Below are 19877 nucleotides of genomic sequence, written 5' to 3'. Positions count from 1 at the left end.
TGTCTAATTAAATGAACTCAACATTTTATCCTTGTCGTATCCTATGTATTCATAGCGTTCTATCCGGACACCTTGATTCTTTGCGGTAATACATGGGCTTGTGCCATTCCATGGGCTATCCATCCACCATTCTTCTACTAGTAGCTTCCTTTGAGTTGAAGAGCTGTCGGTAAATGAGAACTGAACTTTTGAGGCATCTACAGCTCCACCGGAGTAACCTAGTACGGAATAAGTACCTGCCAGATTACGCAGATCAACATAAGTGAGCGGACAACCGGATGCATTTAGTGATGTGATGGATTTGCACCGGTTTATATCCAGATATGCTAATCCCGGATTGTTGCTCACATCTATAGAGGTTATCATATACTGATCGCCAGAAATGAATTTGGTTAATCCTGCATTCTTGGCACTGAAAGTCTGAATTCCTTTCTCATCTACCGGACCTGCCGTGTAGCTGGTACTGATTGCGTATTTACTAAGATCGATTTCTCCCAGATTATTTCCATCCAGAATGAGGTTTTTGTATCCGCAGAAGTATTGTAGTCCTTCCAGATTAGTGATTCCCTTATTGCTAAGATCAAGGGTCGTGTTATTCCTGAAGTATTCAGTATTCAGAGCAGCCACTGTCAGAACTTTATCTCCATCGAATACATCCGGAACCAATGCTTTGAGTGCGTTTCGCAGATTGATATCAGGAATTTCTCCGTACTTTTTCATTGTCTTCTGATATTTTCCGTAACTGTAATAATAGTTGTTGTTTCCATCGGGATAGTCGTGCATCCAGTCGTACCCTTCCACTGTCACTCCATTATTGATGGCATCTACGATAGAACCGCTATTGCTGTAGTATGAGTCCATCCACCAGGATTCCATTTTCAGGAGTCGTTCTTTACTTGCGTCATCGCTGAAAGTAAATTTGAAGTCTGTGCTGTTGTAGTTCAGACATCCGCCATAGATACTGTGGTAATTGCGTACATCCAGATATACCAGTTTACAGTTTAGAGCAGAGAACTTCTCAATGTTATAACAATAATACAGGTCGACAGATTCTAGTTTGGTACTTCCATCTATGTTGAGAGATACCAATGTCGTGTTCGGCTGTTCCGAAGTGGCTAGTTCCAGTTTGGTCAGACCAGTGTTTTGTGCAGTCAGTTCAGACAGTCTGGATAGTACTTCTGCAGGAATTTCACTGATATCATTATTGTTGCAGATCAGTTTCCGAATGTTGCTGAAATATTCGAGTCCCTCCAGAGAAGTGATATTTTTATCGCTGATATTTAGTGTGCCATCAGTGAAAGTGACATATTTAGCACTGGAAGATATCTTTTCTCCTTTAAATATATCAGGGAAAAGAGCAGACAAGGCATTACGCAGGTTTTCGTCGGGCATAACTCCAACAGTACTGTTGATGACGCCTAATGTTCGCATTTTGCTACCGCGTACCAATACAAGTCCATAAGAATCTTTGGTGGCCGTAGAGGGGTAAAGTACCGTGATATGATCGGATTGTACTTCTCTGGTTTCCATGTAGATGGGCTGTTCGGTTCCTCCTGAAAGGGGAGAAAGAGCCAGTACATCACAGTCGATAAAGCCATTTCCCTGAATGGTAATCTCTGTGCCCAGGGATTCTTCCGAAATATCCGGAAGCACTACATTGGTTACTCCTAGGTCTGTGCCTAACTTTTCGTCTTCACATCCCAAAAGGAATACCATTCCAAGCATTAATAAAATGTAGAAATGTGTTTTCATAAATACTATTTGTTTAATGAATAAATAGAGTACATAGTTATTCTTGTTTTAAGACGATCACAGAATGAGCCGGAAGTAAACATAGAATTTTATCGTTCACTTTGAGAGGCTGGGCGTCCGGAGCCAACATTTGGTCTGTGGTAGGTAAACCGTCTTTGATATAACGGTAAACCTGATAATTCCCTTTGGTTTGCGTATGTTGGTTGATTAGGCTTATTGCTTTCTCCTGGTCCATTCCATTGGCGAAAACATATACCCATTTGCCATTTGTGTTTCGAACAGCAGTTCCTGCATACCATTCTTCCGGTGTTGCTATCGGATAGATTTCAGCTCCCGGGCGTATGAAACGTGTCAACAGAGAATAGGCATAGTACTGTGGGCGTACCTCGTAATCACTTTTGATATCGTTGTAGTATGGTTCCGAAGCGTATGTTTTCTTTACATACTTCCATAAACCCAGTTGCTGCATTGCTCCGTAGTCTGCATCCTTACCATAGTATTGGTCTATCAGGCTCCAATAGCTAACACCGCTTGCTCCTGCATTGAGTAGATTGATGGCTATGCGTGTCATGAGTACTCCTCGTTCATACAAGTCGATATCTTTTTGTCTGGTGGCACCTACGCATTGATTACCTCCGAATTCACCGATGAAATGGGCTTTTCCAACTGAAGAGGCCAATTGAGAGTTTTGTTTTTCCCAATCCAGAATTGTGGAGTTCGGAGTTTCGTAGCCGAAGATATAGGTGTGGGAGTTGAATACGTCAGCAACGTTCGCCAGTCCTTTCGTGCAGGCTGCCAGATATTTATGCGTTCCTGTACCTCCGTCTGAATTGTCAGAAAGGCTGAAATGTACTTTATTTCTTATTCCATCCTCTTTGAAACGTCTGTCGAGTACTTTACACATTTCAATATAGTCGGCGGTGGGAGCAGCTTTACCTTTGATGATATATGACCAATCTGGTTCGTTGATCGGAGTAATCTCTTTGACGCACGTGTATTTTTTGTTGTTGAGCAGGTGTTGTACAAGTGCGGAAAAGTTCTCGCTCCATTCTTCATAGTTAGTCGGGGCTACTACCCAGTTACCATAATTCCCTTCGGCCAGGAAATGTCCCGGAGGGGCTCCCCAAAGTACAAGGGTGACTTCCATTTTCTGTTCTTGTGCCATATCCAATACTTTGTAGAGTGATTGCATTTCTACAGAGTTGAAAGTGAAATTATGCCAGTCGATTTTGGATGCATCCGGATTGTCATTCTTTGGCTCATACCATTGTGGCATCACCATCACCCGTAAGCTTTGCAGTCCCATTTCTTTGACACGTTTCACAACGATGCGATCCCAGTCTTCAGCTTTAGCTCCATCATTGCGGGTCACATTTTGTGAGAGAAAGTGGGGATCTAGTTCTGCACCTATAGCACGGAGCTTTACACCGGTTTTCTTTCCTACAGAAAGTTTCTGTATGGCAGTTGTTGAACTTTGGTATTTGATTATCAGACTACTTTGCGGGTTATCCAGTGTCAGCGTGAAGCCGTTAGCCAGTTCTTTACCGGTTTTCTTTATAGCTTCTCCTGTATCTTTATTGGTGAGTATATAAGTGTGGTCAGGGTGTAGCCCTGATAAATTGACAGTATAGCTCTTGTCCGGATTGTCTTTGCGGCGGAAAGCTACGATGTATCCGCTGTCATCCGACGGACGATAAAGTTGGTATGCTAGCCAGATATTTTCCGAAGTAATGTTGTTTATTCCACTCAACGGATAGTAATCTTCATAGAAATAGGGGCGGAGTTCTTTGAACTCTGCCTGGCGGTCGCGCATATCATAGATGGATTGTCCGGCTTCGGTTATTTTCCAGTTGTAGATAATAGAGGTTCCGAGGCTGGAACGGAAAGTGAATTTATCGGCACTCACAGTTCCTGTACCATGCAGGGGAAGGTATAAGTTCAATCCGTAAGTATGGCATTGATAGCCGATTGGTTCTCCATAACTGTAATCTGTTCTCCACATCGGTGCACTGCGTGAGATACTTTCGAGGTCAATACGGCGTCCGCCACTGGCACAATTATCAACCAGCAAGCCCGGAAAGCGGTTCAGCAGATATTCCCAGAAAGAATAAAGTCCTTCAATGTATCGGATTTCGCAGATACCTTGTCTGCCAGGTTCATCATTGGCAGCCCAGAAACCTTCCGGCTCTATATTGAAATCCTGGCGGTAGTAGTCTATGCCATTTTCTTCGAGGAAGTCTCCGATATATTTACTCATCCATCGACATGCCTCCGGATTTCCGAGATTGAATAGATAAGAGTCGTGCTCACCATCTTTTGTCCAGTCTTCCTGTTTGGCTTTTCCTCTGGCATCCAACATCCATTGAGGGTGTTGCAGTGCCCAAGCTGAGCCTTTCATAACACGCTCCGGTTCAAACCATACCATGAACTTGGAACCAACTCTATGCACTTCGTCGGCGATGGGGCGTAATCCTTCGGGGAAACGAATAGAGTCGACGGTCCAGTTTCCTACGGTGTTCGCCCAATTCTTATGATTGGCTACATCTGCAGAGTGATTGTACCATCCGGCATCCAGCCAGAATACTTCGGGTACTAATTTGAATTGTTCATACCGTTTCACCATAGCAATGGCATAATCTGTAGTCAGGCAGGTATATTCATTACAGGGAGTAGGATCACCGTAGTTGAAACTGGTCGATATTGGATATACGGTCGGTTTACCACCTACTTTCCAAGTGTGGTGGGCTTGCACGAAACGGCGGAACTGGTTGTGTCCTTTCATCCGGTCGGAACCGTTCCAGAATGACAGGCATACACTGGAAGTGCGGATGCTCTCTTCCGGATACAGATAGGTTTTCAAACGTTCAATTCCGGAGGTAAGCGCTACGCTTTGCTGGTCTGCACAGCGCACATCGGCAAACCAGGTTCCTGTCCATCCGATGGCTACGATAACTCCTTGATTAGCCGGAGATTCAATATTGAAGAATGGCATACGCATTTGTGAAGAGCGTCCACCTTCCGGTCTCATATAAAGATTATCACCCGGAGACAAGATTGTAAGTTGCTGGCTGAAATCTGATTTGGATGCATGGCTGCCTTCGGAATGATGAAGGTTGAATGCTCCCGGATGCTGGTAGCGGAATGTGATATCAGACACTTTTATGTTGGCAATCTCCGGCGTATTTTTCTTTCCCTGGTTGGTGAAACGGAGTACCCATTCCACCGTATTGAAGTCGGTAAAGCCTTTCACTTCACATTCGACTTTTAATCCTCCGGATGGTTCACGATAAGTATAAAGGTATTTCAGAACCTTGGGATCGTCACTTTTCTGACGCGTAGCCGTATAAGACCAGCTTTTGATAAATTCCTGTGAAGGTTTACCTCCATATTCGAAAGAGAAAGGAGGGACCACACCGCGGGCAAAGTGGGTGGTTATCCATTGGCTGGTGTTTACCGGGCGGTCGCTCATGCGGGCTACCGTCTGTCCTGTTCCATTATGAGGGAACAGAAGCAGAATGAATAGATAATATAGTATTCTTTTTTTCATTCTTTATTCGGTTTTTCGTTGGTAACTTTATATTTTAGTAATAAGGAACTATGTGGCTTTTCGAGGATCAGTGGCAACTGACTGGTCAGTTCTTTTCCCTGATAGATTTTGCTCTGTCGGCTATCCATGTCTGTCACTGTATAGTATTTTTCCGGATCCACTCCTGAAAGTCTGACGGTGATTTTTTTGTCTTTGGAGGCGGTTCTGCGGAAAGCAACGATAATACCACTGTCGTCCGACGGACGATGCATTTGATAGGCTAGCCAGATATTATCCCGCGTCATGTCTTCTGTACCCGTCAGTGGGTAATAATCTTCGTAATAGTAAGGTCTGATTTCGTGGAATTCTTTCAGACAACGTTGCATTTCGTAAACGGAGGCATTTTTATCGGTTATTTTCCAGTTATAAATCAAAGCTGTGCTGACGCTTGAGCGGAAAGAATACGGATCGGTCTGTAAACTACCTGTTCCATGTAAAGGTAGGAAGAAATTCAGGCCATACGTGTGACATTGGTAGCCGTCCGGATCGTCGTAATGATAATAATCACTCCTCCATAGTGGTGCGCTTCGGCCGATTGTTTCCCAGTCAATACGTCGTCCCCCACTGGCACAGTTGTCTATGAGCAGGTTCGGGAATCGGCTCAGCAGATAATCCCAGAAGTAGTATAGTCCTTCGATGTGTCGTATCTCTTTCATTCCTGTACGTCCGGGCTCATCGTTGGCTGCCCAGTAGATATCCGGCTGCATATTGAAATCCTGACGGTAATAGTCTATGCCGTTTTCTTCGAGCATATCGCCTATATATTTACTCATCCAGTGGCAGGCTTCCGGATTTCCCAGATCGAACAGTAGGTAGGTGTCATTGTTGTGTTCGGGAATGTCGAGCATCCAGTCGGGGTGTTCTACTGCCCATTGGGTACCACGGATGACACGCTCGGGTTCGAACCAGACCATGAATTTAGCTCCTACTTTGTGTATTTCGTCGGCTACAGGACGAAGTCCTTTGGGGAAGCGCAATGTATCTACAGTCCAGTTACCGGCTGTGTTGGCCCAGGTCTTGCCATGTTCGAAGTCTGCAGCATCGGTGTTCCATCCGGCATCCAGCCAGAATACTTCGGGTTTCAATCCGAACTGTATGTAACGTTTCACCATGGCAATGGCATAATCGGCTGTCAGGCATGAGTATTCCGTACAAGGTGCGGGGTCCCGATAGTTGAATCCGCTGGAAAGAGGATATTCGGCAAATTTTCCGTTGATTTTCCGTGACTTGTGTGCCAGGACAAAACGGCGGAATTTATTGTGTCCTGCCATCCGGTCGATATTTTCCCAAAACATCAGACTGATACTTGGGGTACGAATTGTTTCCTGTGGACGTAAGTATAATTTCATGGTTTTCATTCCCGAAGCCATGGATATTGTACGATTATCTTGTGCGCATACATCTGCATACCAGGTGCCCGACCAGCCTACTCCTAATATGACTCCCTGTCCGGCAGGTGATTCAATGTTGAAGAAAGGAAGATAGTCCCCTTCTGAAGAGCGTCCTCCTTGTGGAGACATCTGTTTGGTTTCACCCGTTGCCAGAGTAACCGAACGTGGATGGAAATCATATTTGGAGATATGGTTTCCGTCTGCATAGTGTAACTTGAATTCTCCTTTAGAAGCGTATTGCATGGCAAGGTCCACTACTTTCACTTGTTCCAGAGTGGGAGAGTTGCTCGTACCTTTGTTGGTGAAGTTCAATACCCATTCGGCAGCCTGATAACTGGGATAGCCTTTTACGGTACATTCTACTTTCAGTCCGTTGGTAGGATTGTAGTAGGTAAAGAGATACTTTATCACATCCGCTTCTTCGGATTCTATCTTTTGCTGGGAATAGTCCCATTGGCGGATAAATTCTGCGGAAGGTTTCCCGTCACATATAAACGAGAACGGAGGTGTTTTTCCTTTAGCGAATTGTTTCTGAATCCATTTTTCGATTTCAGGAATGTGTTTGGAGATTTTAGCCGTCGTCTGACCCACGGCTATGATGCTCCACACACTCATAATCAGTAATGAGAACAGGAATTTCGATTCGATTTTCTTGAAATGTTTCATTAGAATATAGGTTTATGTGGTTTTTATTTTTCTCATTATTCCGATCAGATAGCACCATACAATGGCAAGTACTATGATTGCAGATAACTGACTGTGGAATGAATCGGTAATTACTCCTAAAATAGGCGGGAGGACGGCGCCGCCAGATACACCGACGATAAGAAGTGCAGATACTTCGTTCGCTTTCTCGGGAACACGTTTCAAAGACAGAGAGAAGATGATGGAAAACAGATTGGCATATCCTATCCCGAAAACTGCTACACATCCGAGGATAAACCAGAGATTAGTGCTAATGGTCATCAGTATCAATCCTGCGAGAGCTATCCAGACGCTATAAATATAGAATTTACTTTCTGAATATTTCATCAGTAGGATACCACCCAAAAAGGCTCCTACAGTGCGGGCGAAGAAATACACACTATTTCCCATTCCTGCATCTGTCAGTGGTAGATCACAACGTTCCATCAGGAATTTAGGGAAAGTCATATTGATACCTACGTCTACACCTACCAGCACGAGAATACCGATAAAGAAAGCAAGAATGTATTTGTCTTTGAATAATTCAAGAGTGACTTTGAAAGAAATGTTCTTCCGTTCCTGTTGTTTTTCTTGTATAGGGGTAAGCCATAGCCATATCAAAGCGAGCAGTGACAGTCCGGCATAAATGGGGAATATCATTTTCCATCCGAAAAAACTACCAGTCACCCAAGCTGCCAGGATAGGACCCAGGAATGAACTGACTGCTTTGACAAATTGTCCTAGGGTTAATGTACCTGTCAACTTATCGTTTGCAACGACATCCGTTACTAATGGATTGAGTGAAACTTGCAATAGAGTGTTACCGATACCTATCAAGGCAAATGCGATTAATATGGCGGTAAAGTCGTATGCAACGAGTGGAAGGCACATGGCTAATACATGGAATGCGAAGCTAAGTAGTACGGTTTTCTTGCGTCCGATGCGATTCATTAACATTCCGGTGGGAATAGAAAGCACCAGGAACCACAAGAAACAGGATAGAGAGATGAGATTAACCATCGTATCGGTGAGATGGCTGAAATCATTCTTCACATAGCTCGTGGTTATTCCGACAATGTCAACAAATCCCATAACGAAGAATCCGAACATGACGGAGAGCATTTTTACTATGGATATTTCTTTTTTCATTCGTGTACTTTTGATGATAAATTACTTGGTTGGTGGGCATATATATCCAGCACGGTGGATATATATGGCTAACATGGTGAATATATATGCCCAATACGGTGTATATATATCCCCACTAAATGGGGTGTATATACTTCTATTTTTGTACTAATACCCTGATTGATGAACGAGATAATTTAAGTTTTAGGTTATTCTCTTGCGTGTTGACCGTTTCTGTTGATTCTATAAGATTATCACCTTCCGGTAGGCGTCCTTCCATATATTTGTAGACATTGTATTCTCCATTGGCACCTTCTTTATCATTTTCCAACTGTATCATCTTGTCTTTGTCTGTAGCGTTGGAAAGTACATACGTCCATTTTCCCTCTGTGTTGAGAAAAGCACTTCCGGCTATCAACTCGTCGCCGAGATCCAATGGATATACTTCGTCGCCCTGGCGGACAAAACGTGTCAACAGACTATATGCATAGTATTGAGGACGTACCTCGTAGTCTTCCTTGATTTTGGAATATACATCTGGGTCTTCGGTATAAGCGGATTTTAGATATTTCCATAAACCGAGTTGCTGCATTTCCGAATAGGAGGCATTGCGGTTATAATATTGATCGATCAGACTCCAGTAGCTTACTCCGCAAGCACCGGCATTCAGATAGTTCAGAGCAACGCGGATTATCTGTACCCCTCGCGTATACGTGTCTATACCATATTGACGGGCACTTCCGTATCCAGGAAAACCGAATTCTCCAACAAAATGTCTTTTACCTCCTGCAGAAGCTATATTTTGACGTTCCCAATTTACGAGAGTCGAATTAGGGGTGTTGTAGTCAAACTTGTATACATGAGAGTTATACAGGTCGGCTTCATCGTTTGTGAAAGCGGAAACACAGGCGGCGATATATCCGGGTGTACCGTCTGTATTGTCAGAAAGGTTGAAGTGTACCTTACTGCGTATTCCATCTGCTTTAAACTTGGCATCCAGTGCTTTCACCATGGGGGCGTAGGTGTCCTGCCAACCCATGGTTTCAAAATCACCTTGCCACATGATGCGGCCGTAACCTGCTATATGACTGTCAGGTTCATTGAATGGAGTAATTTGATTGATACAGGTATAATGCTTTTCTTCAATCAGGTATTTCACCATTGTGGAGAAGTTTTCAGCAAATTCTTCATAGTTATCTATACCGGCAATCCAACCCGGATTAACGTTATAACTTCGTGCATCACACAAGAAATGCTTTTGACCATTGTTAATGCCTGATAGTAAGTCGATATTGGTAATGGCTCCCCATACGACTAATGTCACTCCGATATTATTCTCCTGGGCCAGATCCAATACTTTGTATACAGATTGCATTTCTTCCGAATCAAAAGTGAATTTGCTCATATCCGCGACATTAGGATCGTTGTTGTCATTGGAGGGTTCCCACCATTGTGGCTGCATCATGATTCGGAATTGTTGTACTTTCATTTTCTTTACCCGTTGTACAACTATATTTTCCCAATCTTCAGCCTTTGAACCATCATTGCGGGTGATGTTTTGTGAGAAGAAGTGTGGATCCATCTCGACACCGATAGCATGAACCGGAGTTCCTGTTGAATTCCCTACTGCAACAGGATAATAGTTGCAAGCCGGGCAATCGTCATATTTGTTATAATCATCCGAGCAGGCGGACATTCCCCAAAGTGTGCAAACAATACTCAATAGAGTTTTACTGATATGTGTCATTTTCATTGCCATATTGATTAAATTTAGTAGGTTATTATTCAAAGCCTAATTCTGCCTCAATTGCCTGAATCAGAATGTGGATAACTTTGATGTGAATTTCTTGTATTCTGTCGGAATGTGCTGCTCGTGGCGCGCAGACTGCAATGTCTGCCAGTCGTGACAGTTCATTCTCTCCTTTTGAAGTCAGCGCTATCACTTTCATTCCATTGTTGTGTGCTTGTACGGCAGCTTTCAGTATGTTCTCGGAATGTCCGCTTGTGCTGATGGCCAATAATACATCTCCCTTACATCCCATAGCTTCTACATAGCGGGAGAAGATCTCGTTGAACGAAAAATCATTTCCCACACAGGTCATGTAAGCCGGGTCATTGATTGCAATTGCCGGTAGCGGGATGCGGTTGTTGCGGTAACGTCCGGTTAGTTCTTCTGCAAAGTGGGTGGCGTCACATAAAGAACCTCCATTACCACAGCTGATAATCTTATTTCCGGCTTTTAATGCTTCGGCGCAGGTAGAGGCTGCCTGTGAAATAATCCCGACTGTTGTTGTTTCCTCAAGAAAGCTCTCCAACGTTTGCCGAGCCTCTTCCAGTGTTGTTTCAATAAGCTCTTTCATAATAGTTAATCGGTTAAGTTAGCGGCTACAGAAAGAGCTGCATAATCTCCTATCTGCTCTCCCAAGGCGGCTGGTTTCACTTTACATACTCTGTTTGCACAGGATAATGCTTCCTGATCGATTATCTTTTGCATGATGGGTTCCATCATATTTTTATTCCGGGTATAGATGCCACCTATCACAATGACTTCCGGATTCAAGATATCGATCACCATGGATAATCCTTTTCCCAGATAAATAGCAGACGTCTCATATATGCTTTGGGCTAATTTATCACCTTTGGCAGCTTCTTCAGCCACTTTTCGGGCAGTAAGCTGATCTAGTTCCTGTAAGGTACACCATTCAACTTTCTGTCCGGTCTGCAATTTCTCCATCACATACATTTTGGAGAGTTGAGCAATACCTCCACCGCTGGCAAATCCCTCAAAAGAGCCCTTTTTACCGTAACCTATCGGACCGAAATCCGACAGGCGGATATGTCCCAGTTCTCCGGCATTGTCATTGGTGCCCGTATACAGTTTGCCATTTAATATTAATCCTGCTCCCAGTCCCGTACCGAATGTGAGAAAGACCATATTCTTAGTTCCTTTTCCTGCTCCGAACTTCCATTCGGCTAAAGCACAGGCATTGGCATCATTGTGTAGATTGGTTTTAATGCCCGTCTTTTTTTCCACCATTGCCACAATGGGGATGTTGTCCCATCCCGGTAGGTTAGGGGGAGACATCACGATGCCTGTTTCACTGTTGAGAGGACCTCCGCAACAGATTCCAATCGCTTTTGTGTTAGTAGGGGTTAGCTGGTGGAGGTTCATCATCTTTTCGGTTTCACAGAGAATTCTGTCTATTGTTTCGTCGACTGTGGTCGTATCAAATTTCTTTTTGTCGATGATATGTAGCTCGTCGTTTTCTTTGATACCGTAGATGATGGCGCATTTGGTGCCTCCTACGTCAATTCCTAACAAGTTCTCTTTCATAACTATTATTTTTTAGCGTATAATCCGGTTTTTTGTAACAGCCGCTTGTATTCTTTCAAGTTGAAAGGTGCCTTGCCGTATAGGTAATGATTCATGAATTTCTGATTACCGATCTGGTATTGGATCAGATAGATTCCTTGACCGCTTTCTTCCGGTAGTGAGGCTATTCTGACCTTTTGATTGGCTGGAATACGGAAAGTGCTCTCATAGATTTTACGTCCCGAGGATGTATCTGTTACCGTTACATTACCACTTTGTACGTTGCGTGTGTCATTCGTTCCTATCAGTGGGTAATTTCCGCCTTCTGCATCATTGATTAGTACACAAACATCCTGTTGAACATTCTTGATGAAATAATATGCCATCTTCTTTGAATTGTAGTAGTCAACAATCGCATCAGAGATCACTGGCCATCCATCCCGCAGGTTCCACCAGACAATACCAGTCTTGTCGTCAAACTTCTTTCCACGCCACATTTCTATGAAATATTTCATAGCTTCTGCCTGTACGGATTGAGAAGCGAATATAAAATCATCCAGTTTGGAGGGAACTTCACCAAAAAGTAAACGTACCTGATTAATCATAAGATTATTGCGATCGAATGTCTTTCCCCATTCTGGGAATCTACGAACAGATTTGGTAACCCATTCATCATTCCATTCATGATTTTTTGTCCAGGGATATACGGCATCTTTTGTCATCATTTTCTGGAGACTTTCTAAATTAGGGCAGCCGTGATAGCCGATTTCACTGACAAAGCAGCAGGTAGCATCCGTATAGAATTTGTCTTTGTAATATCCTCTGGGACCCCATAAATGGTTTTCTGGTAAATATTGGTCAGCACTTCCTCTTTCATATACCGCTTGGCTGTAGTAAGGAGAGCTGGGAAGATAAGGGCGAGTAGGGTCAAACTCATAAATAACTGCCGGGAGGACCTTGCGGCTAACTACATCCTGATTTGGATTAATATTAAATGGTTGCAAAGACCAGCGCAGTGCACAATCGTCTTCATTATTTCCTGACCATAAAACGAGTGATGGATGATTGCGTAACTTGCATACAACGGAAATGGCCTCTTCTTCCAATGCTTGTGTAAATGAGCTGCGTTGAGGATAGAAAGTGCATCCCATCGTAAAATCCTGCCATACCATAATGCCGTTTTCATCGCATAAATTAAAGAAATGATGATCTTCATACACGTTGCCACCCCAACAACGTATCATATTGCAGTTTAATTCTACAGCCATGCGGATAGATTCGTCTACGAAAGAATGATCCCGGCTATGGAGTGCATCCATGGGTACCCAATTGGTTCCGTGAATAAAAATAGGTTCTCCATTGACTATGAAACAGAATTTACCCGGATGATCCGGTGGGAGGTTGATGTCTGTAATGTCTAGTTGAATCGTGCGGAGGCCTACCCGTTTATTATCTGTTGATAAAATAGTGCCGTCAGAATCTACTAACTCTACTTTTGCATCATATAAAGCCGGTTCTCCATATCCTCTTGGCCACCATAAATCAGCATTCTTGATTTCCATTATATATCGGAATGCTGGGGAAACGACAACAGAGCTTCCTTTATATATTTCTTTCCCATGGCGACTTAATGTATATACGGCTTTCACTTTGTCGAACTTTTCGAAAGGTAGTTTTACTTGTACATCAGTATACAAACGTACATTTCTGGTAGCAGTGTCTACATTGGCGACCATATAGTGAACATCTGTGAGACGTGCCGGATTCAATACGCGTAATTCTACATCTCTCCACAAACCTGCACTGACTAATCGTGGCAGAATGTCCCATCCATAGGTGTGCGGAGCTTTTCTGATGAATACGGATTCTTCAGACGGGAAGTTTCCAATACTGAATGTCCCTAACAGATGTTTTTGTCCTTCAATAACAGATGAACGGAGTATCACTTGGAGTTGATTGCTTTCTCCTGCTTTTATTTCTTTAGTTACATCAAAAGCATGTTCAATCATCATATTTTCTGCTTTGCCAATGTGCTTTCCATTCAGCCATATATCGGCCAGACAGTCTATTCCGGCAAAGAAGAGTTGATATTGTTGTCCTGGTTTTAGTTGTGGCGCTACGAATGATTTGGAATAACACCATTGATAGCCTTCCCATTTGCGTAATTCATTTACATTACTGCCAATCATCGGATCTTTAATTAAGTTGGCAGCCATTAGGTCTAGTTCTACATTACCGGGGACTTGGGCTGATAGATGTTTCACTTCAGCTAGTTGCATGTCCTTGGGCGAAGTTATAGGTTCTTCAGGTTGCATCCAATAAGAGAGTTCCCATGTTCCATTTAAGGAGATGGAACTACCGGAATCGGCAAAAACACCACTTGTACAAGTGAGAAATATCAAAAATAGCAGTGTACTGATTTTATTCATTGTTAATAGATTTGATTGATGGTGTGACAAAGTAACTAGTGTTATATTTTTATAGTATTACATAACGGTCTCATTTTTGCTTCTTTATATACCTCTATTAAACCTCCTTTCTTTTGTTTCAATTAAAATGTGAGTTGATGTTTTCCTGACCTTAAATCTATCTTTTTACCATTATATTCTACTGTTGCATTCGTATTGACTGGGATCGTGACTTTGAGAATCACTTGTTCTCCTTTACGTTCCCATTCAGAACGAATGATTCCGTTTACAGATTTATATTCTGCTTTTACCCAGTCAAGACCTTTTACGAAATGAGGTTGGATAAGAATATGTTTGAATCCGGGTTTCTGTTCATCATAATTAATGCCTGCCAATATATTGTACATCCATGCATTAATGTCTCCAAGAAACATGTGATTTACGGAGGCATCTCTAAATTCAGGTGAAAGTATCCATGTTTCTGCTAGTGTAGTGAAACCTTGTTTTATCCAATTGCCCCAAGATGGAGCTTCTTCTTGTGCGGCCATCTGATATGCCAAGTCAGCATATCCATATTTGGAAAGCATCCGCAGGACTGTTTTACTGCCTAAAACTCCAAAATCGAGCAGGTTTTTATTGGCTTTTATCATCGTAGAAAGATTATCTGCAACCTGCTGTTCGTATTCTTTAGGAACGATTCCAAGGTATAAGGCAACTCCTTGTGCTGCTTGCGAACCATTGGCATAAATAGCTTTGGATGTGTCGAAGTATTTGTGATTGATAAGCAATTTCAATTCTTCTGCTTTCTTAGCATAACTACTACCATCTTTTCCAATGAGTTCTGCAAATTTAGCCATATACAGATTGTCTAAATAATAATAGCAGGTAGTGGTGAATTCTGTAGGGGTTTGTGTTTTATGGAATACCCAGTCACCAATTCCGTAAGTTACGGTTCCTTCCGCGTCCTCGCGTCCTGCGAGGTAGGCAAGGTATTTGGTGCATACAGGCCATAGTTTTTCGATGCTTCTTGTATCTCCATAGTAGTGGTAAATTGCCATTGGCACGATAAACATGGCAGCATCCCATACAGGACCTATCCAGTCATCATAGCCCCATCCGGAACTAGGAATGATTCCCGATATACGTCCTTCTTCATTTTGATTATCAATCATATCATCCAGCCATTTTTCATAGAAAGTAATACCATCGAAGTTTAATAATCCTAAATCCATTGTTATGTGTGCATCGGCAGTCCATCCATTTTTCTCTCGTTGGGGACAGTCAGTCGGGATACTCATCAGATTTGATAAATATGATTGATTAGCAGCTTTCCATATTTTATTTAATAGTTCATTTGAACAACTGAATTTACCAACAGGAGGAACAGCCGTATGTATGAATTGAGCGGTTAAGCTCTCTTTAGTAAGTTTTACAGGACGATCTGAACGAACTTCTACATATTGAAATCCATGATATGTAAAATCTGGAGTGAATGTACCTTGTTTTCCGTCCAATATATAAGTGTCTGTTTGAAAAGCGAGGCCAGGTAATGGTTTGTAGTAAATATCTAAGTTGCGCATTTCCAAGCGTCCGTTATCTTTTAGCAATTCGCCGTGTTGCATACTGACTTTAGTGCCTTTCTTGCCATTGATAGAAAGAGTACAGACCCCTGACATATTAACTCCAAAATCGTATACATAGACTGTATCACCAAAAGAACGCATATTGATTGGAGTGATAAATTGTTCCGTTTCAATAGCAGGCATGTTTTGTGATACTAGTAGGGGAGAAGGGGCAGCCACCTGAATTGCATTTGTCCATTTAGAGTCATCAAAACCCGGTTTGTCCCATCCAGCAATTGCAAGACATGCATCATAGGTATCACCACTATAAATATTGTTTTGTATATAAGGACCGGTACTCGTTTTCCAAGTAGAATCTGAATGGATGGTTTGCTTTTCTCCATTTTTATATAATATCTCCATTTCGCAGATCATTCTTGGGCGGTTACGCCAGCGGGCTTGCTCATAGCTCCATGTTGCTACAGGGGCCGATTCGTTGTAGAATCCGTTCCCAAGTATTGCAGATAGTACGTTCTCTCCTTTGAGCAGTTGTGAAGTGACGTCGTATGTGTTATACAGATTTCTTTTATCATAATGAGTAAAACCCGGATTGAGATGTGATGATGTTATTGATTTACCATTTAATGTCATTTTATAATATGCAGCGGCACTTACATATAATCTTGCTTGTTGTATATCATCTTGAGCGATAAACGACTTGCGCAACATGGGCGCTGGCGTATAATCTTTATCATGATTATCAGTAATCCATACTCCTGTCCAGTCACTTTGGTTGAGTTGAGCTGTTTCAAAACTGGATATAGGAGAGATAATCTTATGTTCCTTTGTTTTATCCCATGCTATTACTTGCCAGTAATAACGAGTTCTGGATTTCAATTTTTCTGATCCTTGATAGGTCGCATGAGGAGTGTCAGAGTAAATAGTGTCAGATTGCCAGCTATTATCGGATGAGTTTCTCAAATCTTGTTCCCGGGTGGCGATATATAGCTGATAGCTGTCTTGAGAAAACTCTGTTGCATCTTCATTATTGGTTGTGTAATTCCAAGTAAAACGCGGTGCTGGTGAATCAATGCCAATTGGAGAAATTTGATATTCACATCGCATATTTTCAATATCAATGTTGTTACTGCTGCATGCCCATACTAGAAGTCCTAATAGAGCCAGCATGTATTTTTCATTTTTAATTTGGAACTTCATAATTCTGTATCTTTATGTTAATAATTAGAGGGCTATTTTCTTTATTGTTACATTTGTTAATTTGATATCATTATTTATTTTCACTAAACCGGTTAAGTGATTGAAGAAAAAATGTAAAATCATGACTAGGGTAATGAACATGGCAGGACAAGTGTTTCTACTTCTTTTTTTTCGGTCGAATTTTCCAAGCGATATTTGATATCGCCAAGTAGAATCCTTACGGCATTCTTACCGATCTCTTCTATTGGCATTCTTGCGATGTTCATATTAGGTGCTAAGACACGGAATGCTGATACTCCATGAATACAAGCCAATTCATATCCTTTATTTATATTGATTCCTTTTTCATAAAAGTAACGGAATGCTTCCAGAGCCAAAATATGGGTTGTGAAGAAGAACCCATCTACATCAGGTACTTTGCTGAATATTTGATCAAGAGTCTTGAAAACATTCTTCTCATAATCAACAAAGGTCACCTCTCCATATAGATCAGGATCAACGGGTAGGTTGGCTTCAATTAAAGCTCTTGCATACCCTTCTCGTCTCATATTCATTGTGCGGAGATGAGGATTCGTGGTAATAATAGCTATTTTAGATGAACCGTTATCGATCATTTTCTTTACTAACTCGTAGCTACTGCCTTCATTGTCAATAATGATGTAGTTTGTCTGCATCTCAGGAAAGTAGCGGTCAAATAAGACTAATGGATAGCCTTCTTTGACTAGATTCTGTATTTCAATTTTAGAAACTTTTGTGGGGGCTACTATAATTCCATCCACCTGTTTCGCTTTGAATAACCGGATCATTCTGTTTTCTCTTTCTATTTCAGATTCAGAGCTACAAATCATTAATGAATAGCCTTGTGTTTCCGCTTCCTTTTCTATAGAACGGGCAACTTTGGAGTAAAAAGAGTCTGTAATATCCGGTATGATTAATCCGATTGTGCCTGATATACCCGTATTTAGGCTTCTGGCTAATAAATTAGGCTGGTAATTCAACTGTTTGGCGCATTGAAAGACTTTTTCTTGTGTAGCAAGACTAATACCTTTTTCATCCCCCTTACCAGAAAGTACCCAAGAGATTGTTGTCTTGGATAATTTTAAGGTTTCTGCTATGTCTTTAAGGGATGTTTTCATAAACAGTATCTATTTAATCGGTTAAGTGATGGCAAATATATGAAAAAATATCTCATTATATAATAGTTGAGTAATATTTAACTAAATATTATTTTTTGATATAATAATTTGCAATTTAAAAATAACATAGAAATAAGGTGTAAACCAAAGAAAGTAACTATATTTGTATCATTCAAACGAAAGATATATGAAAGTAAAGAAAATTAGTGCGGCTAACGTGGAGGCTTGTTCGCTTCCTAAACTATTCGATGAAGAAAAAATAGATTTTCAGTCGATTCAGTGTGTCAATTGGGCTGAATATCCTTACAAACCTAAAGTGAATTTTCGAATTGCTCACACACAGAACTCGATTTTGCTACATTTTAAAGTGAAAGAGGAGAGTGTACGTGCCAAGTATGGAAAAGATAACGGTTCTGTATGGACTGACTCCTGCGTGGAATTCTTTTCCATACCTGCAGGCGACGGGATCTATTATAATATAGAATGCAATTGCATCGGAACTATTCTGGTGGGTGCCGGACCTGTGCGTAACAACCGCGAACATGCACCGAAAGAGGTGACTGCTCTTGTACAACGCTGGTCTAGTCTGGGTAATCAGCCTTTTGCTGAACGCATCGGTGAAACGGACTGGGAAGTGGCCCTTATTATTCCGTATTCTGTGTTCTTTAAGCACCAGATTGATTCGCTCGACGGAAAGGAGATAAAAGCTAATTTCTATAAATGTGGCGATGAATTGCAGACCCCTCATTTCCTTTCATGGAATCCGATACAGATTGAACAGCCGGATTTCCACCGCCCTGATTTCTTCGGAACGTTGGAGTTTGAATAGTGAATTGAATCTTTGAATTTGAATATAAAAAAGAAGGTTGATACTTGAAAAAGTATCAACCTTCTTTATATGGACTCACTTTGTTTATTTCACAATCCCTCTTTCCGAGTTCTTCACGAAATTTACAATATTCTCGATCTCCTCACTCATAGGAACCTGATCGATGATCTTCTGTACAGCATCCTGAACGCTAAAATTACCCTGATAAATCAAACGGTATGCGTTGGCGATGTGACGGAGGACTCTTTCCGATGTATTGCGATGTTGCGAGAGAACCACAGCATTTACACCGTGATATGCCACCGGATTTCCTGACATGATAACGTATGGAGGCACATCCTTAGATATACGGCATCCACTTTGTACCAGTGTCCAGCTACCTATATGACAATATTGGTGTAAGGTGACATTGCCACTTAGGATAGCGCAGTCATCCAGCATACACTCTCCTGCAATGGTAGTACCTATGCCTACTACACAGTTATTGCTGATTTGTACATCATGGCAAAGGTGTACCTTATCCATCAGGTAGTTTCCATTTCCGATTTTGGTAGCATTGCCGGCAAATGTAGCGCGGCTGATTACCACATTCTCACGAATATCGTTGTTATCTCCAATAATCAGGCTACTTTCTTCTCCTGTGTAGTGGAAATCTTGCGGTTCCGCTCCGAGGACGGCATTCTGATGTACCTTATTTCCTTTTCCCATTTTAGTACCTTGCAAGATACTAGCGTAAGACATGATGACGCAGTCATCTCCGATCTCTACATTCTTTTCGATGTAGGCAAAAGGCAGAACAGTTACATTCTTGCCCAGCTTTGCTTCGGGATCTACGTAAGCTAACGGACTAATCATAATAGTATATGTTTA

Annotated in this window: 12 protein-coding genes; 1 reads left to right on the top strand and 11 read right to left on the bottom strand. The window is 41.9% G+C overall.

All coding sequences use genetic code 11. From position 1 onward, the window contains the following. Positions 1-3: 3 nt before the first annotated feature. The 10 genes from N5O98_RS02610 to N5O98_RS02565 all read right to left on the bottom strand — a co-directional run bounded on the left by N5O98_RS02610 (position 4) and on the right by N5O98_RS02565 (position 18178). Positions 4-1752, bottom strand: coding sequence for a hypothetical protein (locus N5O98_RS02610; protein ID WP_004310365.1), 1749 nt, complete (start codon positions 1750-1752; stop codon positions 4-6). 37 nt (positions 1753-1789) lie between these two features. After that, positions 1790-5299, bottom strand: coding sequence for an alpha-galactosidase (locus N5O98_RS02605; RefSeq protein WP_004310366.1), 3510 nt, complete (start codon positions 5297-5299; stop codon positions 1790-1792). Then, positions 5296-7395, bottom strand: coding sequence for a glycoside hydrolase family 36 protein (locus tag N5O98_RS02600; RefSeq protein WP_004310368.1), 2100 nt, complete (start codon positions 7393-7395; stop codon positions 5296-5298). The genes N5O98_RS02605 and N5O98_RS02600 overlap by 4 nt, the downstream gene beginning before the upstream one ends. A gap of 12 nt (positions 7396-7407) precedes the next feature. Continuing rightward, on the bottom strand, positions 7408-8562 hold the full coding sequence (locus N5O98_RS02595) for an MFS transporter (protein WP_004310370.1): 1155 nt from the start codon (positions 8560-8562) through the stop codon (positions 7408-7410). Positions 8563-8698: 136 nt separating this feature from the next. After that, positions 8699-10300, bottom strand: a complete 1602-nt coding sequence (locus N5O98_RS02590; protein ID WP_008641751.1) for a hypothetical protein — start codon at positions 10298-10300, stop codon at positions 8699-8701. Positions 10301-10322: 22 nt separating this feature from the next. Then, positions 10323-10901, bottom strand: coding sequence for an SIS domain-containing protein (locus tag N5O98_RS02585; protein ID WP_004310374.1), 579 nt, complete (start codon positions 10899-10901; stop codon positions 10323-10325). A 5-nt stretch (positions 10902-10906) separates the two neighbouring features. Continuing rightward, positions 10907-11875: an ROK family protein gene (locus tag N5O98_RS02580; RefSeq protein WP_004310376.1), complete on the bottom strand. Its 969-nt coding sequence runs from the start codon at positions 11873-11875 to the stop codon at positions 10907-10909. 5 nt (positions 11876-11880) lie between these two features. Further along, positions 11881-14283, bottom strand: a complete 2403-nt coding sequence (locus N5O98_RS02575; protein ID WP_004310379.1) for a glycoside hydrolase family 2 protein — start codon at positions 14281-14283, stop codon at positions 11881-11883. Between the two features lie 122 nt (positions 14284-14405). Continuing rightward, complete coding sequence (locus tag N5O98_RS02570) at positions 14406-17042, bottom strand: family 78 glycoside hydrolase catalytic domain (protein ID WP_004310380.1); 2637 nt, start codon at positions 17040-17042, stop codon at positions 14406-14408. Between the two features lie 125 nt (positions 17043-17167). Beyond that, positions 17168-18178 (bottom strand): LacI family DNA-binding transcriptional regulator, encoded by a 1011-nt coding sequence (locus N5O98_RS02565; RefSeq protein WP_004310382.1) that lies wholly within the window; start codon positions 18176-18178, stop codon positions 17168-17170. 187 nt (positions 18179-18365) lie between these two features. Between N5O98_RS02565 and N5O98_RS02560 the strand changes: the two genes are divergently transcribed. Then, a complete protein-coding gene (locus N5O98_RS02560; protein WP_004310385.1) occupies positions 18366-19007 on the top strand; it encodes a carbohydrate-binding family 9-like protein in 642 nt (213 codons plus the stop codon). Between the two features lie 84 nt (positions 19008-19091). Here N5O98_RS02560 and lpxA read toward each other — a convergent pair whose 3' ends face one another. Continuing rightward, positions 19092-19862: an acyl-ACP--UDP-N-acetylglucosamine O-acyltransferase gene (lpxA, locus tag N5O98_RS02555; RefSeq protein ID WP_004307481.1), complete on the bottom strand. Its 771-nt coding sequence runs from the start codon at positions 19860-19862 to the stop codon at positions 19092-19094. Between the last annotated feature and the right edge of the window lie 15 nt (positions 19863-19877).

This window comes from Bacteroides sp. LFL-34, assembly GCF_027257075.1.
Lineage (GTDB): Bacteria > Bacteroidota > Bacteroidia > Bacteroidales > Bacteroidaceae > Bacteroides > Bacteroides ovatus.
The sequence above is the reverse complement of the archived record's forward strand: the minus strand, read 5'-3'. Positions and strand labels throughout refer to the sequence as shown.

Bases quoted from the DNA above. Each gene is read 5' to 3' on its own strand.
- N5O98_RS02610 (WP_004310365.1), bottom strand. From the start codon at position 1,752: ATGAAAACACATTTCTACATTTTATTAATGCTTGGAATGGTATTCCTT.
- N5O98_RS02605 (WP_004310366.1), bottom strand. From the start codon at position 5,299: ATGAAAAAAAGAATACTATATTATCTATTCATTCTGCTTCTGTTCCCT.
- N5O98_RS02600 (WP_004310368.1), bottom strand. From the start codon at position 7,395: ATGAAACATTTCAAGAAAATCGAATCGAAATTCCTGTTCTCATTACTG.
- N5O98_RS02595 (WP_004310370.1), bottom strand. From the start codon at position 8,562: ATGAAAAAAGAAATATCCATAGTAAAAATGCTCTCCGTCATGTTCGGA.
- N5O98_RS02590 (WP_008641751.1), bottom strand. From the start codon at position 10,300: ATGGCAATGAAAATGACACATATCAGTAAAACTCTATTGAGTATTGTT.
- N5O98_RS02585 (WP_004310374.1), bottom strand. From the start codon at position 10,901: ATGAAAGAGCTTATTGAAACAACACTGGAAGAGGCTCGGCAAACGTTG.
- N5O98_RS02580 (WP_004310376.1), bottom strand. From the start codon at position 11,875: ATGAAAGAGAACTTGTTAGGAATTGACGTAGGAGGCACCAAATGCGCC.
- N5O98_RS02575 (WP_004310379.1), bottom strand. From the start codon at position 14,283: ATGAATAAAATCAGTACACTGCTATTTTTGATATTTCTCACTTGTACA.
- N5O98_RS02570 (WP_004310380.1), bottom strand. From the start codon at position 17,042: ATGAAGTTCCAAATTAAAAATGAAAAATACATGCTGGCTCTATTAGGA.
- N5O98_RS02565 (WP_004310382.1), bottom strand. From the start codon at position 18,178: ATGAAAACATCCCTTAAAGACATAGCAGAAACCTTAAAATTATCCAAG.
- N5O98_RS02560 (WP_004310385.1), top strand. From the start codon at position 18,366: ATGAAAGTAAAGAAAATTAGTGCGGCTAACGTGGAGGCTTGTTCGCTT.
- lpxA (WP_004307481.1), bottom strand. From the start codon at position 19,862: ATGATTAGTCCGTTAGCTTACGTAGATCCCGAAGCAAAGCTGGGCAAG.